The following is a 17,281-nucleotide window of genomic DNA, read 5'->3' on the forward strand; positions in this document are numbered from 1 at the left end:
TCCGCGCTGGAGATCGCTCCGGGCTAGTCTTCGCGGGAACGAGGCCGTGAAAAGGGAAGGACTGCGACGTGAGGCTGCAGAATCGTCGCGTGCTCGGTACGGGCGTGCTGGCGCTCGGTGCCGCGCTCGCGCTCGCCGGGTGCGGGGCAGGCCAGATCACCCAGACCGACACGCAGCAGCCCGCCGTCAACGGCACGCACGCCCAGGTCAAGACCATCGTGATGCGCGACGTGGCGGTCCAGTACCCGACGTCCGGCCCGGGCTACGCGGCCGGCGCGACCCCGGCGCTGACCCTGACGATCGTCAACCAGGGCGCGCAGGACGACTCGCTCGTCTCGGTGACGACCGAGGACGGCACGCAGGCGACCGTCGGCGGCTCGAAGGACATCGTCGCCGGGCACTCCCTGGTGATCGGCCCGGACGACGCGGTCGAGTCCACCAACCAGGTCGAGCCCACCTCCTCGGGCGCGCCGAGCTCTTCTTCGGAAGCGCCGACGGCGACCGGGACCAGCACCACGGGCACCGCTACCTCTTCCTCTTCCGCTGAGGCCCCTGCCACCAGTGCGACGCCGACCGCGGCCCCCGCGACCGTCGGCAAGGGCACTGTGACGCTCGCCGCGCTGAAGCAGCCGCTCTGGCCCGGTCAGACCGTGAAGGTCACGTTCGTCTTCAAGAACGCCGGACCGGTTACCGTCGAGCTGCCCGTGGCGGCGCCGGCGCACGACAAGGGGTAGGTCCCCGTTTTTGTCGGTGGGCGCCGATAGCCTCGCGGGGTGAAGAAAGGCGTCAACTACCGCTGCGCGAGCTGCGGCTACGAAGCGGCCAAGTGGCTGGGCCGGTGTCCGGAGTGCCAGGAATGGGGCTCGTTCGCGGAACGCGGGGCCGCCGGGAAACCGGCGATCCAGCGCGTCGCGGCCGGTGCGCCGAGTGCGCCCGCGCGGCCGATCGGCGAAGTCGACGTCGAAACCGCCCGCGCCCGCCGCACCGGGGTGTCCGAGCTGGACCGCGTCCTCGGTGGCGGCCTGGTGCCGGGCGCGGTGGTGCTGCTCGCGGGTGAGCCGGGTGTCGGCAAGTCGACCCTGCTGCTCGAAGTCGCCTACCAATGGGCGAAAACGGTCGACCGCTCCCTGTACGTCACGGGCGAGGAGTCCGCGGGCCAGGTCCGGTTGCGCGCGGAGCGGACCGGCAACGTCCACGACCGGATGTACCTCGCGGCCGAGAGCGATCTCTCGGCCATCCTCGGGCACGTCGACGACGTGAAGCCGGGCGTGCTGATCGTCGACTCGGTGCAGACGATGGCGTCCCCGCTGGTGGACGGTTCACCCGGTGGGGTGACCCAGGTCAAGGCGGTGACGTCCGGGCTGGTCGCGCTGGCCAAGGAGCGCGGGCTGCCGGTGGTGCTGGTGGGGCACGTCACGAAGGACGGCACGGTGGCCGGTCCGCGCGTGCTGGAGCACCTGGTGGACGTCGTGCTGCAGTTCGAGGGCGACAAGCACTCGACGCTGCGCATGGTCCGCGGCATCAAGAACCGGTTCGGCGCGGCCGACGAGATCGGCTGCTTCGAGCTGGTGGAGGAAGGCATCGTCGGGGTGCCGGACCCGTCGGGGCTGTTCATCAGCCAGACGGCGGAGCCGGTCCCGGGCACGGCGATCACGGTCGCGATGGAGGGCAAGCGCCCGCTGCTGGGCGAGGTCCAGGCGCTGGTGTCGTCGACTTCGGCACCCCAGCCGAGGCGCGCGGTCAGCGGCCTCGACTCGGCGCGGGTGGCGATGGTGCTGGCGGTGCTGGAGAAGCGCGGCGGCCTGAAGCTCGCCGACAAGGACGTCTACGTCGCCACGGTCGGCGGCATGAAGATCACCGAACCGGGCATCGACCTGGCACTGGTGCTGGCTTTGACGTCGTCGTTCGGCGACGTGGCGCTGTCGCCCCGGCTGGTGTCGGTGGGCGAGGTCGGGCTGGCGGGCGAGATCCGCCGCGTCCCGAGCGTCGGCCGCCGCCTGGCGGAGGCGGCACGGCTGGGGTTCACGCACGCGCTGGTACCGCCGGACTCGGGCAAGCCCCCGGCCGGGATCCGGGTGCTGGAGGTGGCGAACGTAGCGGACGCACTGAACGCGGCAAGCCACGCCCGCTGACGCCTTCGGCTCGGCGGTGGTCGGATGGCCGGCGGATGGTGTCGGCGTGGTGGTGGTCGGCGCGCTGATGCCGCTGGTTCGGCGGGTGGCCGAGCTGTTGCTGCCCTTGGCTCGGTGGGTAGCCGGGCCACTGGCGTCGGGGGCGCCCGGCGGATGGTCTGCATCGCTGATGCCGCCGGACCGAGGGTGGGCAGGCGGATACCGGTCGCTGATGCCGCCGGCCTGGTGGTGGTCGGCGCGCTGATGCCGCCGGTTCGGCTGCTGGCCGAGCTGCTGCTGCCTTGGGCTCGGCGCGTGACCGGGCCGCTGGTGCCGTCGGCGCCCGGCGGATGGCCGGCCTGGTGATGCCGCCGATCCGAGGGTGGACCGCTGGCTGGGTGAGCCAGGTCATTACTGGCTTGGCGTGGTGGCCGGGCGCCCCCAGGGCGCCCGGCCACCACGAGTCAGTGGTCGGTCTTGGTTATCGAGTACGTGTAGCTCTCCGCCATCGAGTTCTGCTCCTCCGCCGGCTGGTGGGGCGAGTGTGGCGGGGGAATCGTGGTCATGATCGGGACTCTGGGCTCGTTGGACGTCGACGAGTCCGGTGGGACCACCTCCGAACTCTGGATGCCCGGCCCGCCGATCGACTCCTTCAGCGGCAGCGTGTAGCCGATGAGCTGGGCCGTCGCCTGGTCGGCGATCAGGGTGCCGCCGTCCTTCGCCGTGAAGCCGATGCCTGTCCGGCCGTCCGGGGAGGGCATGCCCGGGGTCGTCACGATGCCTTCGACGCCGGCCAGTGCGCGCCAGAGCGCCACCCGCACGTCGCCGCGGGCCAGGCCCAGCTCCAGTGTCTTGCGCACCATCTGGACGACCGCTCCGGGGCTGTTCTCCTCGCCCCGGCGCACCGGGGTCCCCACGCCGGCCTGGGCGTTGGTCAGCTGCGCTCGCAGCGCCTGGACGTCCGCGGGCAGGCTTGTGACGAACAGCGCGGTCGGCGCGTCCCAGGAACCCTGGAAGTCGGGTCCGCCGTACATGCCGGGGAAGATCCCGCCGGCGCCGGTCGTGTCGGTGTTGTGCACCGGTACCGGTTCGAGGCGCGGTACGGGGACCTGCAGGCCGGTCGGGGTGTTCGTGAGCGTGGAGCGCAGGTGCCAGTCCCCGGCCGGGTCGGCGGGGATCCAGAGCCTGGCCTGCATCCCCACGTAGGTCTTCGGGTTCGCGCCTTTGTCGGCCGCCATCCACGACGACGACGTCGTGAGCCGGAACTCGCCGGGGCCGATCGGGAGGTCCACGCCACGCAGGTCGTCGAGCCCGGGCAACGTGGCGGCCGGCGCGATCGGGGCGGGGGCGGGGTCGCGGTTGGTGAGCTGCGTGGCGACGACCAGGCCGCCGGTGAGCGTGGCGACGGCGGCCGCCACCGCGATCCACCGCCACGCGCCGCGGGACTCCGCCGGCGCGGGGGGCGTTTCGGGCTCAGCACCGGCCGCCGCCAGCAGCGAGGTGCGGGCAAACGTCAGATCACCGTCGCCGACGTCGTCGTGGAGGTCGGCCAGCGCCGCGTCCAGCTCGGCGTCGGACCAGATCTGCCGGATGTTGTCGTCGGTCATGGCACTACGCCTCCTTCACGGCGGTAGCGGCGGGAGCGGGGATGGCGGGAGTGGGGGCGGCGGTTCTCAGCCAGCGGCGGATCCGGTGCAGCCGGGAGCGCACCGTGCCCTGCGGGATGCCCAGGGCTTCGGCCACTTCGGCCGCGTCGAGCCCGGCCCACGAGACGAGCAGCAACGTGTCGCGGTCGGCCGGGTTGAGCTTCGCCAGCGCGCCGGCCAGCTGGGCCGCGCGGGCCTGGGCGTCGACCCGCTCGGCGACGCGGCCGTCGTGCCCGGCGTGGCTGAGCTCGCCGGTGTGCGCCAGCCGCGCGGTCGCCTGCAAGCCGCGCAGCTCGGACCGCACGTGGTGGCGCAGCAGGTTGGTCGCGATGCCGTAGAGCCACGAGCGCGCCGTGCCCAGCTCCGGCCGGTAGCTCTCCCGGCGCCGGAGCGCGACGAGGAACGTCTCGGCGACGAGGTCATTGGCCGTTTCGGCGCCGGCCCGGCGGGCGAGGTAGCGCCGCAGCGGCCCGGCGTGGGCGTCGAAGAGCTTGGCGAACACCGGTGCCGGATCGGCCCCGCCCAGGTCGGGACGGTCCTGCCCCCACACGTCGGCACCTTCTTGGATCACCTGCATGCCCCCTGTTGCCCGCAGGCGCCGCCGGCGTTCACGGCGAACCTACCTTCGTCGTGATCCGTTCAGGGACGGTACGAGACAACAGGCGTCTCTTGTCGCGATCATCCCTTTGTTCGGCGCTGGCCAACCGGCGTCAAAACTGGGGAAGGATCGTCATGCGCAGATTCCGTCTGGGGCTCGTCACGCTCATGGCCGTTTCCGGGCTCCTCACCGCGCCCGCGGTGGCCGGGGCCCAGAAGTACGTCTTGCCGGCGCCCGGGTTCGTCAACGCCATGGCCGCGCCCGCGCACGTCGACGGCGTCGAGCGGGCCGAGGCCGTGCTGAACGTCCAGTACCAGGTCCAGAACACCGGCTACTGGTGCGGACCGGCCGCGACCCGGATCGCCATCTCGGCCCGGACGTCGAACGTGCCGAGCCAGGCCACGCTCGCCTCGCAGCTCGGCACGACCACCAACGGCACCGACTGGATCGGGCAGGTCACCGGCGTCCTCAACCAGGACCTCGGCACCAGCTGGTACGAGACGAAGGAGATGCCGAACGACCCGCCGACGCAGGCCCAGCGCGACCTGCTGTGGCGCGACATCGTCCTGGACGTCAACAACGGCTACGCGATCGTCGCGAACATCGTCGCCCCGGCGAACAACCACCCGCCGGGCTACCCGAACTACACGATCTACCACTACTTCACGGTGATCGGCTACGACAGCTCCGACATGACGGTCAAGATCGCCGACCCCGCCAGCTTCGGCGGCAACCAGATCTACTGGCTGACCTTCAACCAGCTCGCGACGCTCATCCCGCCGAAGGGCTACGCGGCCTGAGCCGTCCACTGTGGACTGAACCCGCTCACCAGATCGGGTGGTCGCTGAACCGCCGCAACGTCTGCATCGAGGGGCGAACGTAGAACATGCCCGCCAGGAAACCCATGGTGGCGAAGGCGAGCGTCGCGACCGTCGTGAGCAGGTCCGGAGCTCGCGCCGCGTGGGTCTCGTGCCAGACGTGGAACACGATCGGGACCGCGCACGCGCCGATGATGAGGATCAGCGTCAGCACGTAGGTGACCACGAACGCGTTGCGCGCCGACTGGGCGCTCGCGATCACGAGGTAGTCGCCGCGCAGGCACCGGCGGCACGTCAGCACCAGTACCGCCATCGCCAGCACCGCCAGCGGGGGCAGCACGGCCGCCGCTTTGCCCAGCAACGAGTCCGGGAACGCGTGGCCGTGGACGATGCCCTGCAGGAACGTGGTGAGGCCGAACAGCAGGACCGTGCCGACGATCATCGAGCAGCCGATGACGACCGATCCCCAGCGCACGCGCTCGGCGAACCGGGGCGGCAGCGGCACGTACTCGACCTGCCCGAACGTTCCTTGCACCGCATCACCTCCGAACGCCGTCAAGGCCACCTTACGGGCGCGAGACGCCTGCAAGGTGGCCTTGACGGCAGTTCGGACCGAAAGGGCTAACTGGTCGCCAGCAAGTTGGCGCACCGGATGAGCCCGATGTGCGAATACGCCTGCGGGTGGTTGCCCAGGGACCGTTCGGCGATCGGGTCGTACTGCTCCGGCAGCAGGCCCGTCGGGCCGGCCGCCGCCACGATCTGGTCGAACAGCTCCTGGGCCTCGTTGCGCCGCCCGGTGAGCAGGTACGCCTCGATCAGCCACGCCGCGCAGATGTGGAAGCCGCCCTCCCCGCCGGGGAGGCCGTCGTCGCGGCGGTAACGGTACACAGTGGACCCACTGCGCAGCTCCGCCTCGATCGCGGTCACCGTCTGCTGGAAGCGCTCGTCGGCCGGGTCGATCAGGCCGGTGAGCCCGACGAACAGCGACGCCGCGTCCAGGTCCGTGCCGTCGTAGGCCGTGGTGAACGCCTGGACCTCGTCGTTCCAGCCGTGCTCCAGCACGTCGGCGGCGATCGCGTCGCGCAGCGGCGGCCACGCACCCGGCACGTCCCGGCCGTACTGCGCGCCGAGCTTGACCGCGCGGTCGATGGTCACCCAGCACATGACGCGCGAGTAGACCCGGTGGCGCGGCACGTGCCGCTCCTCCCAGATCCCGTGGTCCGGCTCGTTCCAGCGCCGCGTGACGGCTTCGGCCATCGCGCGCACCATCTGCCAGTCCTCGTCACGCAGGTCGCCGCGCGCCGCGGCGAGCGTGCCGACCAGCTCGACGACCGGGCCGAAGACGTCCAGCTGCACCTGGTGGTTGGCCAGGTTGCCGACGCGCACCGGCCGCGAACCCGCGTACCCGGGCAGCGACTCGATGACGGCTTCGGCGCCGATGACACTGCCCGCGAGCGTGTACAGCGGGTGGAGCCGCTCCGGGCCGGCCAGCGTCGCGAGCACGCCGTGGAGCCACTTGAGGTAGCCCTCGGCCTCCTCGATCGAGCCCAGGTGCACGAGCTCCCGCACGGTCATCGCCGCGTCGCGGATCCAGCAGTAGCGGTAGTCCCAGTTGCGGACGCCGCCGATCTCCTCCGGCAGCGACGACGTCGCCGCGGCCAGCACGCCACCGGTGTCGGTGTTGACCAGGCCGCGCAGGGTCAGCGCCGAGCGCAGCACCAGGTCGGTCTGCACCTTCGGCAGCTGCAGCTTCGAGGTCCACTCGCTCCAGTACCGGCCCGCGCGGTCGCGTCGCTCCACTTCGGACAGTTCGTGCGGGCCGAGGTCCGGCGTGCCGCAGCGCAGCTCCAGCACGACCGGCTGGGTCGGCGTCGGCTGCACCAGCGCGGTGGCCGTGTCGTGCAGGCCGTCCGAGGTGATCGTCCACTCGACGCCCGGCGCGTAGAGCACGAACGGCTCCGACGTGCCGAGCACCTTGACGCCGCCCTCGGTGATCTCCAGGCTCACCGGCACACCGCCGAACTCGGGGCGCGGCGCGAACGTCACGGCCGCGGCCGCCTCACCGGAGATGACGCGGACCAGGTCCGTCCGGTGCGGCGCGCTCTCCGGCTCGAGGTAGTCGGTGACGAGCAGGCGCGACCAGCGCGTCTCGACCGTCATCGTGTTCGGCAGGTAGCGCTGGCCGAGCGGGAGGCCGTTGCGGTGCGGCTTGATGGAGAAGTGGCCCGCGCCCTCGCCGCCGAGCAGGTCGGCGAACACCGCGGGCGCGTCCGGGCCCGGGTGGCACAGCCAGGTCAGCTTGGCGTCCGGCGTCAGGAGCGCGACCGAGCGCTCGTTGGCCAGCATCGACAGCCGCTCGATCGGCGGCGCCGACTCGCCGTACAGCCAGTTGCGCCGCTCCTCCAGCAGGAAGCCGAGGACCAGCGCGACGTCGACGGTGTCCGGCACGTGGTAGCCCGCCAGCGTCTCGCCGTCGCCGACCTTGATGCCCAGGTCGGGGCCGGAGAGCCGGGAGAAGGCCTTCTCGTCGGTGACGTCGTCGCCGAGGAAGATCGCCGCGGTCGCGCCCACCTGGTGGCGCAGGATGTCGAGCGCGTGGCCCTTGTCCGTCTGGACGACCGCGAGCTCCACCACCTCCTTGCCGTCGGTGGTCGAGACGCCGTCCCACTTCGACGGTCCGTTGTGGACGTCCGCGAGCACGCGGCGGCCGGCCTCGTGCTCGGCGCGGCGCACGTGCACCGCGATGCTGGCCGGCTTGACCTCCAGCGACACGCCCGGGACGTCGAGCACGAGTTGTTCGAGCTCGGTCTCGAGCCGTCGGTGCAGCTCACGCGCCTTGTCGTCCAGCGCGTGGATGAAACCGATGTCGAACTCCGACCCGTGGCTGCCGACGAGGTTCACCTCGGACGGCAGCCGCGACAGCGTGGCCAGGTCGCGCAGGGCCCGGCCCGAGATGACCGCGGTGGTCGTCTCGTGCAGACCGGCGAGCGATCTGAGGGCGCCAACGGACTCCGGCAGCGGCCGGGCCTCGTCCGGGTTGAGCGTGATGGGAGCCAGCGTGCCGTCGTAGTCGCAGGCGACCAGCAGTCGCGGAGTACGGGCGATCTGGACGATCGCGCGCCGCAGCTCGGCGGGCAGGGCCTCGGCAGTCAACACTCCTCCTCAGGAGCTCGTGCGTGGTCGGGACCAATCAGTCGACCGCTTCGGCACCCAACGCCTGCAAGAACGAGCGCGCCCAACGGTCGACGTCATGTGTGAGGACCTGGCGACGCATGGCGCGCATCCGGCGACGGCCCTCAGCCGGGTCGAGCGTAATGGCAGCCACCAGAGCATCCTTCACCCCGTCCAGGTCGTGGGGGTTCACGAGGAATGCGCTAGAGAGTTCCGAGGCCGCGCCGGCGAACTCGCTGAGCACCAGCGCACCGCCCAGGTCGTGCCTCGTGGCGACGTACTCCTTGCAGACGAGGTTCATGCCGTCACGCAGCGGCGTCACGACCATGACGTCCGCGGCGGAGAAGAAGGCGGCCAGCTCGGTGCGGTCGACCGATTGGTGCAGGTAGTGCACGACCGGGTGACCGACGCGGGAGAACTCGCCGTTGATCCGGCCGACCATCTGCTCGATCTCGCCGCGCATCCGCTGGTAGTGCTCGACGCGCTCGCGGCTCGGCGTGGCCAGCTGCACGAACGTGACGTCGTCCGGCTGGAGCCTGCCCTCGTGCAGCAACTCGTGCAGCGCCTGCAGCCGCAGGTCGATGCCCTTGGTGTAGTCGAGGCGGTCGACGCCGAGCAGCACGGTCTTCGGGTTGCCGAGGTCGCGCCGCAGCTGCGCGGCCCGCTCCTGGACGCCCTTCGTGCGGGACAGCTGGTCGAGGCCGGCGGCGTCGATGGAGATGGGGAACGCGCCGACCCGCACGGTCCGGTCGCCGACCTGCATGGTGCCCGGCCGCGACCGGACGCCGACCGCGCCGCGCGTCGACTCGAGGCCGATCAGCTGGCGGCACAGCCACAGGAAGTTCTGCGCCCCGCCGGGGCGGTGGAAGCCGACGAGGTCCGCGCCGGTGAGGCCGCGGATGATCGCGGCGCGCCACGGCATCTGCATGAACAGCTCGACCGGCGGGAACGGGATGTGCAGGAAGAAGCCGATGCGCAGGTCCGGTCTCAGCTCGCGCAGCATCGCCGGCACCAGCTGCAGCTGGTAGTCCTGGATCCAGACCGTCGCGCCCGGCGCGGCGACCTCGGCGCTGGCCTGCGCGAACCGCTGGTTCACCTTCACGTAGCTGTTCCACCAGGCCCGGTCGAACACCGGGCGCTCGACGACGTCGTGGTAGAGCGGCCAGAGCGTCGCGTTGGAGAAGCCCTCGTAGTAGTCGCGGACCTCGTCGGCGCTCAGCGAGACGGGGTGCAGCACGAGGCCGTCGTCGTCGAACTCCTCGACGTCGACGTCGGGCACGCCCGGCCAGCCGACCCACGCGCCCTTGCGCGACCGGAGGAACGGCTCGAGCGCCGACACCAGCCCGCCCGGGCTGGCCGTCCAGCGGCGTTCTCCGTCGGTCGTGCGTTCGAGGTCCACCGGTAGCCGGTTCGCCACCACGACGAAATCCGCCTGGTTCGAGTTCTCCTTCGTCGCTTCAGTCACGTGCTCGCTCCTCGCGTCCCGGGTCGCGGCCCCAGAGTGAAACCCTATCGCGTGAGCGATGAACAGCCGGTGACCGTCGGGTTACTCCAAGCGCCGATCGGCCGGTTCGAGCGGACCGGCCATGCGTGGTCCGGCGAACCGGCGTTCGAGCCTGCCCAAGCCGGTGCGGACCGGCTGAGCGAGCCATTCGCCGAGTACCACGCCCGCTGCCAGCGCAAGCCCGATTGCGACCGCCGTCATGAGCGTCGAGATATTGCCGTTCGGCTCGACCCCGATTTGGTATAGACCACGATAGGTGGACAGGCCCGGGAGCAGGGGAGTGATCCCGGACACGGCGACGACGAGCGGCGTGACGCCCAGTCGTCGCGCGAGCACGCCACCGCAGAACCCGACCAGCGTCGCGGCGATCGCGGACGAGCTGACGCCGTCGAGCCGGATCACCGTGAGCCCGCCGTAGACGGTCGCGCCGATCGCGCCGGCGGCCATCGCGACCAGCATCGCGCGCATCTTGGAGTAGGACGCGAGCGCGAAGCAGGCCGAGGCGCCGGCCCCGCCGAGGATGACCAGCGGCAGGTGCTGCGGTGTGGAGGTGGGGACGTCGGGCAGCGGGGTGGGCGGCAGCCCGAGCATCACGGCGATCCGCAGGGCCAGCACGACCCCGGAGATCAGGCCGGCCGACATCAGCACCACTTCCATGGTGCGGCCGGCGGCGGTGACGTTGTAGCCGGTGATGGCGTCCTGCACTGCCGAGACCGTCGACAGCCCGGACAGCAGCACGGTCAGCGCGGCCGCGACGACGAGCGTCGGTTTGTCGGTGGTCAGGACGTGGGTCCGCATGATCGTCATCGCGGACAGCGTCGCGACCAGGCCGCCGATCACCTGCTGGAAGAAGAACGGCAGCGAGTAGCGGTTGACGAACCGCCCGATCCGGTCGATCACGCCGCTGATGACGAACGCGACGGCGGCGATGTCGGGCCCGCCGCCGAGCAGGATGGTGATGAACGCGGCGACCCCGCCCCAGGCCAGCGTCGCGACCCAGCGCGGGTACGGGTGCGGCGCCTGCGAGATCCGCTCCAGCTCGGTCTGCGCCTGCTCGGCGCCGAGGTGCCCGCGGACGATCCGGCGGATGAGCTTCTCGGTCTCGGTCAGCCGCGTGTAGTCGAGGCTGCGGCTGCGCACGACGCGCAGCGCGGTCACCGGCGCGAGGTCGGTGCCGCGGTGGCAGGTCACGGTGATCGACGTGAAGATGACGTCGACCTCGCAGTGCGGCAGCCCGAGCGCGGCGGTGACGGCGATGATCGTCGCGCTGACGTCCGAGGCACCGGCGCCGCTGGCCATCTGCACCTCGCCGAGGCGCAGGGAGAGGTCGAGCACGAAGTTGACGGTGGCGTCATCGGGCAGCTGCGGCCCCATCGCCTCCTCGGCGTCGACCGCCGGGAACTCCCCGGTGGGCGCTTCGAGAACGTGCCAGGGACGGCGTCGCAACAGGTTCGGCCGGTGGGTGCGCGGTCTCTGCGCGGGCGGTTCCAGCAGGGGCCATCTGGTCGCCTTGCCCCCGTTGGTGCGCTCGTTGATCTTCATGATCCATCCACCTCCTCGCTCGTTCCCGAGGACCATCGACGCCCGTCCCCCGACCGTTGCACGGATCATGGAGTGGCGTCCACCACGTTCTGATCATCTTGTCCTGACCAGGGGATCTGCGCTCGCTGGACGGCTTTCGCCGGGGGCCGGCCGACGCCGTCGTCCCGATCTTCGAGACGGGCAGGCGGGGGTGGCTCCCCGGGGCGCGCGGCGGGGGCCCGGTAGACTGCGAGCGGCGCTGCGGCGCCAGGCCGCTATAGCTCAGCTGGTAGAGCATCTGTCTTGTAAACAGAAGGTCAGGGGTTCGAGCCCCCTTGGCGGCTCCTCTTGTTCCGCTCAGGTCCGGGCGACGGCGATCGCCCTTCCGGCCGACGCTCCGGACGGCGCTGCGCTCGACGCGGTAAGCGGACTAGGTAGTAATCCTGGCCGGAGCGTTCGAGGGCGGGCTTACAGCGTTCGGTGCTGGGCGAGGCGACCATAATCGCCCCCGTGACGGACTCGATCGCAACCCGGCGGTGTTGCTGGTCGACGCGACCGAGCGGCCACCATGTGGCTCGGGCAGTCGACGACGACGCCGTATTTGCGGTGAATAACGAATTAAGCGACTGCGAGGAGTCTGCTGCTCGCCCTTGCGCGCTGTCGACTTCGGGATCGAGCAAGGCGATGTCGGAGACGCCAGGGCGACCGCGCGATCGGGTTCGACCTGCCGTACCCGGATTCGGGTCACTGTTGCCTACGGGCGAGGCGACCGAAGAAGTCTTCTGGCGCGGCGAACGTGCATCCGGACATCGAGCAGTTGCGGGCGAATCGATCGAACCTTGTGCCCGGCCGAGCGGCGATACCTGATGGCCGAACAAACTATTTGCAACAGCGAACTGTAAGTTTCGGTACTTGCTGTAGGCGCAACAACACGTCGGTGTCCCTGCATGGTGTGTCATGGACCCTGATCGGGCTCGTTGATCGGTCCAAGTCTTACTTAGAGTCGAGAGCTGCACTCGAAAGAATTACCGCTACTCCGAATGGCCTAGCGACTTAAGGGGTGAAGACTGCTGGCGCCACACCCCTAGTAGTGGGGATACTCCGAACGAGATAAAGATGGGCGCCCCTCGCAGCCACGAGGGACGCCCGGTGCAAACCCCATGTCCAGCGTCACACCGGAGGAGAGGGTCTACTTGACTACCGTAACGCGAAGTCGGTGGAAACGTCGCTCTCGCGACTCAGTGAATCAGCCCATCAGGGAATCCCTGACCGTGTGGAGCTTCGCGCTCCACGTGCTTCGGGAGCCTGAAACGGCACAAGCGGCGATGCGTTTCATAATCGCCGGGGGCATCTTCCTGCTGGTGCTCGCCGTCTTAGGCGCCTTGGCCTTCGTTCTTCGACCGAACGAGGTCCAGGCGATCATCGAGGCGTTCGCTAGCGCAGCGAATCACCGGAGCTCGTGAGCTAAGGGGTGGTGCGCGTGCAGCCGGTGTTGCGGTCAGGCTGCACGCGTATCTGTGCGTCGTTCGCGGACGGTAGTGCGTCGCAAGGTCGCGTATTCGCGGCGACAATCCGTACTCCTTGGCTACCGCCGGTGTCCATCGATACCCAGGTCGCCGACTCGGGCACATCGAACCCCTGACCTTCTGAACAGAAGGTCAGGGGTTCGAGCCCCCTTGGCGGCTCCTCTTGTTCCGCTCAGGTCCGGGCGACGGCGATCGCGAACGGGCTGATGACCTTCACGAGCGCGTCCAGCTCGGCCGAGATGTCCTTGCCGCCTCCGGGGATGGCTAGCTGCGTCAGCCGGTCGTGGCTTGCCAGCAGGGCGAAACAGTGTTCGGGCGGGGCTTTCGGGGCTCTGCCGGTGCAGAACACTTCGTGGGCCTCGGTCGCGTCGGCGGCGCTGGTTCCCACGGTGCTCGTCCGGTGGTACCGGGTGCCTTCGTAGGTGAAGCTGCCGCAGGAGTCCAGGGCGGCCCGGATCGCGTCGAGCACCTCCCGGGCGGAGACGCGGCCGTAGGCGATGATGACCTGCCGGATCTCCTGGCCGTCGGCTTGCCAGGTGAGCGCCGCGCCGTAGCGCACCAGCGCGTCCCACGGCTGGGGGAGATCGCAGACCCGCAGCAGCGCCGCCGGCGGCTCGGAAACCAGCGGGCCGGCGCGGGTCAGGCCGACCCCGAACGCGCTGCCGTCGGCTTCGGTCGGGAGGTAGTGCGTCAGGTCCCGGATCGACGGCCAGACGGTCGGCGCGGGCCGCGGCGTCCACGACGACGGCGAGGCCGCCACGTCGATCGGATCGCATCCGGTGGTCGCCACGGCCAGTGCGGCCAGCAGGACCGGCACGCCGAGCCGCCGTCTCATCCGGGGGATTCTGCCGGGGCCGCGCGGTCGCGCCAAGGACCGTCCGGCCCAGTGGCCACTCCTCCGGCACGGCCGGGACGTCGAGCACGCGAGGAAGGCCGCGGCGGTCGCCGCGGCCTTCTCGTCAGTTGTGCGTCACTGGCCCCAGTTTTCGAGGTCTCGGCTGCCCATGCCGGGGCTCCAGTACCAGTGCATCAAGGTGCCGTCGGTGGTGCGGCCGTAGACGTTCTGCTGGTTCTCGGTCGCGAACCCGGTCAGGTTGGCGCCGATGTTCCCGCCCCAGGACGCGTACTGCGGGGCGTTGTCTTCGGGGGTCCACCACCAGTGGCCGAGTTCGTTGCCGGGCGTACGTGCGAAGACGTGCTGCTGGTCGTTCCAGACGTAGGCGATCGGGTCACCCTGGATCGGTGCGTTCAGCGGCTCTTCGACGACGCCGTCCTCCGGCGTCCAGTAGAAGTGCTTCAGGGTGCCGTCGGTGCCGCGGGCCAGGACGTGCTGCTGCTCGCCGAAGGCGTACCCGGTCGGGGTGCCGGTGATGGTGGTGTTGCCCCAGGTTCCGTAGTTGGGGTCGTTGTCGGTGATCTGCCAGTACCAGTGGCCGAGGTGGCCGTCGGCGGTCCGGCCGAAGACGTGCTGCTGGTCGCCCCAGACGTACGCGACGGGGTCGCCCGCGATGTTCTGCGCCAGGGTCTCCTCGATCTTGTCTTCGTTGCCGGGCGCCCAGTAGAGGTGCTTGAGCTTGCCGTCGGTGCCGCGGGCGAACGCGTGGAGCTGGTCGCCGAACGCGTACCCGGTCGGGTTCCCGGCGATGTCCGTCGCGGCGATCTCGAAGATCGGGTCCGCGTCGGTCGGGCGCCAGAACCAGTGGCCAAGGCGGTGACCGGTCAGCAAGGCGAAGACGTGCTGCTGATCACCGGCGACGTAGGCGACCGGCTCACCGGCCAGTTCACCCGGGTACGACTCCGATTCGATGTCGGTACCCGTGTTGTACGAGTGCTTCAAGGAACCGTCCGCGCCGCGCGAGAACATGTGCTCCTGGCCGCCGTAGCGATAAGACGCCGATGCCGCGATGCCTTCGTCGCCCAAGGACGCGCCCGGCGCGGTGCCCGAGTCGAAGCGGCGCAGGTCGAAGTCGTTGATCAGCGTGAGGACCTTGTTCACGTAGCTCGGATCGGTGGCGTAGTGCGGTCCCACCGCTCTGATGAACGCGTCCGGATCATGTCGGTAGGGCAACGCGCCGGCGTAGACGGAGTTCGTCGTGAGCAGGCGCCCGTAGTCGCGGAACGAGTTCTCCATCGAGTCGTACGACCGGAAGTAGGCGTTCTCCGTGTGACACGGCGAGGGGACGCACTCCTGCGTCGGGTAGTTCGCGCAGCCCTTGGCGAACGGCCCCGGGTTGCTCGGTGACGTGCACTTGAAGCCGAAGTAGTTCCGGTCGTTGGTCGAGAGGGCGCTGCGGCCCCAGTTCGATTCGAGCACGGCCTGCGCGACGGTGACCGACGCGGGGATGTCGAAGTCGTCGTGGACGCGCTGGGCGGCGGGGCCGGCCACCGCGATGAAGTCGTCCTGGTAGCCGGCGGCGACGGCGGCCGCGCGCATCGCGGCGGCTCGCGAAGCCTCCTGCGTGCTCTGGCTCGTGCCCGGGTCGCTGGTCGTCGGCTGGGCGGCCACCGCCGGCGAAACGAGGGTCAGGGCACTGAGCAGCGCGCCGAGGCCGGCGACGGCGATGCGGATCTTGGTGCGGGTCATGGCGTCACTCCCGGTCGTTGGTGATGGACCGAGCCTGGGAGCGCCGCCTGTAAGTGCACTTCAAGTCGCCTGCAACCCCGGTTGAAGGGCTTTTGGGGCCGTTTTGAAGGTCGCCCCGGCACCGTTTCCCCCATCACCTCCGCCGCACCGCCGGTGGAGCACGACCCCGGGAGGACTCCATGACCGTCAAGCGCACAGGCACCCTCGTGGCCGCCCTGCTCGCCTCCTTCGTGATCGCCGGCACCGCGCCGGCCGTCGCGAACGCCCACCCGCTCGGCCCGGCCGCCGCGCAGGCCGGCTACTACGACCCCGCGAAGCCCGGGCCGCTCCCGCACGAAGGCGCCGACGGCGTGGCCAGTCATCCGAAGACGCCCGGGGCGAGCGCCATGACGTCGTCGGCGTCGGTGGAGAACGGGCCGATCACCCGCTCCGAGGTGCTCACGAGATCGAGGTCCTGGATCGACGAGCACGTCATGTACAGCCAGAGCGGCACGCACACCAACCAGTACGGCTCCTACCGCCCGGACTGCTCCGGCTTCGTCTCGATGGCGTGGAACCTGAGCGCCAGCCTGACCACGGCCACCCTGCCGAGCCGGATGGACGCCATCGGCTGGGGCGACCTGCGGCCGGGCGACGCGCTGTGGCGCACCGGGCACATCGCGCTGTTCCTCGCCTGGAACGACGCCGCCAAGACGCAGCCGATCGTCCGGGAGGAGTTCGACTTCGGCAACCCCGCGGTCGAGCGCGCGTGGACGACCCAGTCCTACATCCGCACGTTCACGCCGATGCGGTACCGCAACATCGTCGACGACATCGACCAGCCGAAGCCGATGGGCGACGAGGGCATCGCGGCATCGGCGTCCTACCGCTACGGCGGCCAGGAGCACATGTTCTCCAAGGGCGCGGACGGCTCGCTGAAGCACTCGTACAACACGGGCACCGACATCGAGTCGGAGTCCTACCCGGGCCAGCTGGCCGGTGAGCCGGTCGCTTACGTCGCGGGTGACCAGCAGCACGTGTTCGCCCTGCTGACCGGGAACCGGCTCGGGCACTGGTTCTGGCGGCCGACGGACGCGGACCCGATCTTCGAGATCGCGGCGACGGACATCGCGGGCAACCCGACGGGATACGCGTTCGGTGACCAGTTGCACGCCTTCGCGCGGGGTACCGACGGCAAGCTGAAGCACCTGTACTGGGCACCGGGCAACGAGGACAAGATCGAGGAGACGCTGGCGCAGAGCATCGCGGGTGACCCGGTCGCGTATGTCTGGGGCGACCAGCAGCACGTGTTCGGCCGGACCGCGGACGGCCACCTCGGCCACTGGTACTGGCAGATCACCGACAACGACCCGAACTACGGCGTCTGGGGTGGTTCGCAGATCACCGGCACCCCGACGGGGTATGCGTTCGGGGAGCAGCAGCACGTCCTCGCGCGTGGCGCGGACGGGACGTTGAAGCACTTCTACTGGACGCCCGAAGAAGGTGTCGTGGAGGAGCCGCTGAACTCGCCGATCCAGGGTGACCCGATCGCGTACGTGTGGAACGACCAGCAGCACGTCTTCGCGCGTACACCGGGCAACGAACTCGGTCACTGGTGGTGGACCCCCGAAGACAACGCCCCGCAGTACGCGTCCTGGGGCGGGAACATCGGCGCCAACCTGACCGGGTTCGCGACCGAGAACCAGCAGAACGTCTACGGCCGCACCACCGACGGCACCTTGATGCACTGGTACTGGAGCCCCGGAATGGGCAGCCGAGACCTCGAAAACTGGGGCCAGTGAACACCCGAGGAAGGAACACGA

The 17,281-nt window shown here is 70.2% G+C and carries 13 protein-coding genes and 1 tRNA gene; 6 read left to right on the forward strand and 8 right to left on the reverse strand.

Going from position 1 to position 17,281, the window contains the following annotated elements:
• Positions 1-68 precede the first annotated feature (68 nt).
• From OG570_RS14850 to OG570_RS14860, 3 genes are all read left to right on the forward strand, one after another.
• Positions 69-734, forward strand: a complete 666-nt coding sequence (locus OG570_RS14850) for a hypothetical protein (protein ID WP_326956994.1) — start codon at positions 69-71, stop codon at positions 732-734.
• Positions 735-773: 39 nt separating this feature from the next.
• Positions 774-2,132: a DNA repair protein RadA gene (gene radA / locus OG570_RS14855; protein ID WP_247058747.1), complete on the forward strand. Its 1,359-nt coding sequence runs from the start codon at positions 774-776 to the stop codon at positions 2,130-2,132.
• Positions 2,133-2,318: 186 nt separating this feature from the next.
• Positions 2,319-2,477 carry a hypothetical protein gene (locus tag OG570_RS14860; protein ID WP_326956996.1) on the forward strand — a complete coding sequence of 53 codons (159 nt, stop codon included), beginning with the start codon at positions 2,319-2,321 and terminating at the stop codon, positions 2,475-2,477.
• 98 nt (positions 2,478-2,575) lie between these two features.
• Here the strand turns inward: OG570_RS14860 and OG570_RS14865 are convergent, their stop codons facing one another.
• Both OG570_RS14865 and OG570_RS14870 read right to left on the reverse strand, forming a co-directional pair.
• The gene (locus OG570_RS14865; RefSeq protein ID WP_326956998.1) at positions 2,576-3,718 is read right to left on the reverse strand and encodes a CU044_5270 family protein; all 1,143 of its coding nucleotides are present in this window, start codon (positions 3,716-3,718) and stop codon (positions 2,576-2,578) included.
• 4 nt (positions 3,719-3,722) lie between these two features.
• On the reverse strand, positions 3,723-4,334 hold the full coding sequence (locus OG570_RS14870) for an RNA polymerase sigma factor (protein WP_326944882.1): 612 nt from the start codon (positions 4,332-4,334) through the stop codon (positions 3,723-3,725).
• A 155-nt stretch (positions 4,335-4,489) separates the two neighbouring features.
• Here OG570_RS14870 and OG570_RS14875 point away from each other — a divergent pair, with 155 nt between their 5' ends.
• Positions 4,490-5,155 carry a C39 family peptidase gene (locus OG570_RS14875; RefSeq protein ID WP_326957000.1) on the forward strand — a complete coding sequence of 222 codons (666 nt, stop codon included), beginning with the start codon at positions 4,490-4,492 and terminating at the stop codon, positions 5,153-5,155.
• A gap of 25 nt (positions 5,156-5,180) precedes the next feature.
• Here OG570_RS14875 and OG570_RS14880 read toward each other — a convergent pair whose 3' ends face one another.
• The 4 genes from OG570_RS14880 to OG570_RS14895 all read right to left on the reverse strand — a co-directional run bounded on the left by OG570_RS14880 (position 5,181) and on the right by OG570_RS14895 (position 11,390).
• Positions 5,181-5,708 (reverse strand): hypothetical protein, encoded by a 528-nt coding sequence (locus OG570_RS14880; protein ID WP_326944881.1) that lies wholly within the window; start codon positions 5,706-5,708, stop codon positions 5,181-5,183.
• Between the two features lie 86 nt (positions 5,709-5,794).
• A complete protein-coding gene (otsB, locus tag OG570_RS14885) occupies positions 5,795-8,326 on the reverse strand; it encodes a trehalose-phosphatase (RefSeq protein ID WP_442788272.1) in 2,532 nt (843 codons plus the stop codon).
• Between the two features lie 37 nt (positions 8,327-8,363).
• A complete protein-coding gene (locus OG570_RS14890; RefSeq protein ID WP_326944879.1) occupies positions 8,364-9,809 on the reverse strand; it encodes an alpha,alpha-trehalose-phosphate synthase (UDP-forming) in 1,446 nt (481 codons plus the stop codon).
• A gap of 81 nt (positions 9,810-9,890) precedes the next feature.
• Positions 9,891-11,390, reverse strand: coding sequence for a threonine/serine ThrE exporter family protein (locus tag OG570_RS14895; RefSeq protein ID WP_326944878.1), 1,500 nt, complete (start codon positions 11,388-11,390; stop codon positions 9,891-9,893).
• A gap of 250 nt (positions 11,391-11,640) precedes the next feature.
• On the opposite strand from OG570_RS14895, the gene OG570_RS14900 reads away from it, so the two are divergent.
• A tRNA-Thr gene (locus OG570_RS14900) sits at positions 11,641-11,713 on the forward strand.
• Positions 11,714-13,067: 1,354 nt separating this feature from the next.
• On the opposite strand, the gene OG570_RS14905 is transcribed toward OG570_RS14900, so the two are convergent.
• Positions 13,068-13,730, reverse strand: coding sequence for a hypothetical protein (locus OG570_RS14905; RefSeq protein WP_326957004.1), 663 nt, complete (start codon positions 13,728-13,730; stop codon positions 13,068-13,070).
• 135 nt (positions 13,731-13,865) lie between these two features.
• Positions 13,866-15,479, reverse strand: a complete 1,614-nt coding sequence (locus tag OG570_RS14910) for a glucosaminidase domain-containing protein (RefSeq protein ID WP_326957006.1) — start codon at positions 15,477-15,479, stop codon at positions 13,866-13,868.
• Positions 15,480-15,658: 179 nt separating this feature from the next.
• On the opposite strand from OG570_RS14910, the gene OG570_RS14915 reads away from it, so the two are divergent.
• Positions 15,659-17,260 (forward strand): hypothetical protein, encoded by a 1,602-nt coding sequence (locus tag OG570_RS14915; protein WP_326957008.1) that lies wholly within the window; start codon positions 15,659-15,661, stop codon positions 17,258-17,260.
• The last annotated feature ends 21 nt before the right edge of the window (positions 17,261-17,281 follow it).

The organism is Amycolatopsis sp. NBC_01286 (genome assembly GCF_035982555.1).
In the GTDB taxonomy this organism is placed as follows: domain Bacteria; phylum Actinomycetota; class Actinomycetes; order Mycobacteriales; family Pseudonocardiaceae; genus Amycolatopsis.

Coding starts and splice junctions, on each gene's coding strand:
- OG570_RS14865 (WP_326956998.1), bottom strand. CDS start 3,718: ATGACCGACGACAACATCCGGCAGATCTGGTCCGACGCCGAGCTGGAC.
- OG570_RS14905 (WP_326957004.1), bottom strand. CDS start 13,730: ATGAGACGGCGGCTCGGCGTGCCGGTCCTGCTGGCCGCACTGGCCGTG.
- OG570_RS14910 (WP_326957006.1), bottom strand. CDS start 15,479: ATGACCCGCACCAAGATCCGCATCGCCGTCGCCGGCCTCGGCGCGCTG.
- OG570_RS14895 (WP_326944878.1), bottom strand. CDS start 11,390: ATGAAGATCAACGAGCGCACCAACGGGGGCAAGGCGACCAGATGGCCC.
- OG570_RS14875 (WP_326957000.1), top strand. CDS start 4,490: ATGCGCAGATTCCGTCTGGGGCTCGTCACGCTCATGGCCGTTTCCGGG.
- OG570_RS14870 (WP_326944882.1), bottom strand. CDS start 4,334: ATGCAGGTGATCCAAGAAGGTGCCGACGTGTGGGGGCAGGACCGTCCC.
- OG570_RS14915 (WP_326957008.1), top strand. CDS start 15,659: ATGACCGTCAAGCGCACAGGCACCCTCGTGGCCGCCCTGCTCGCCTCC.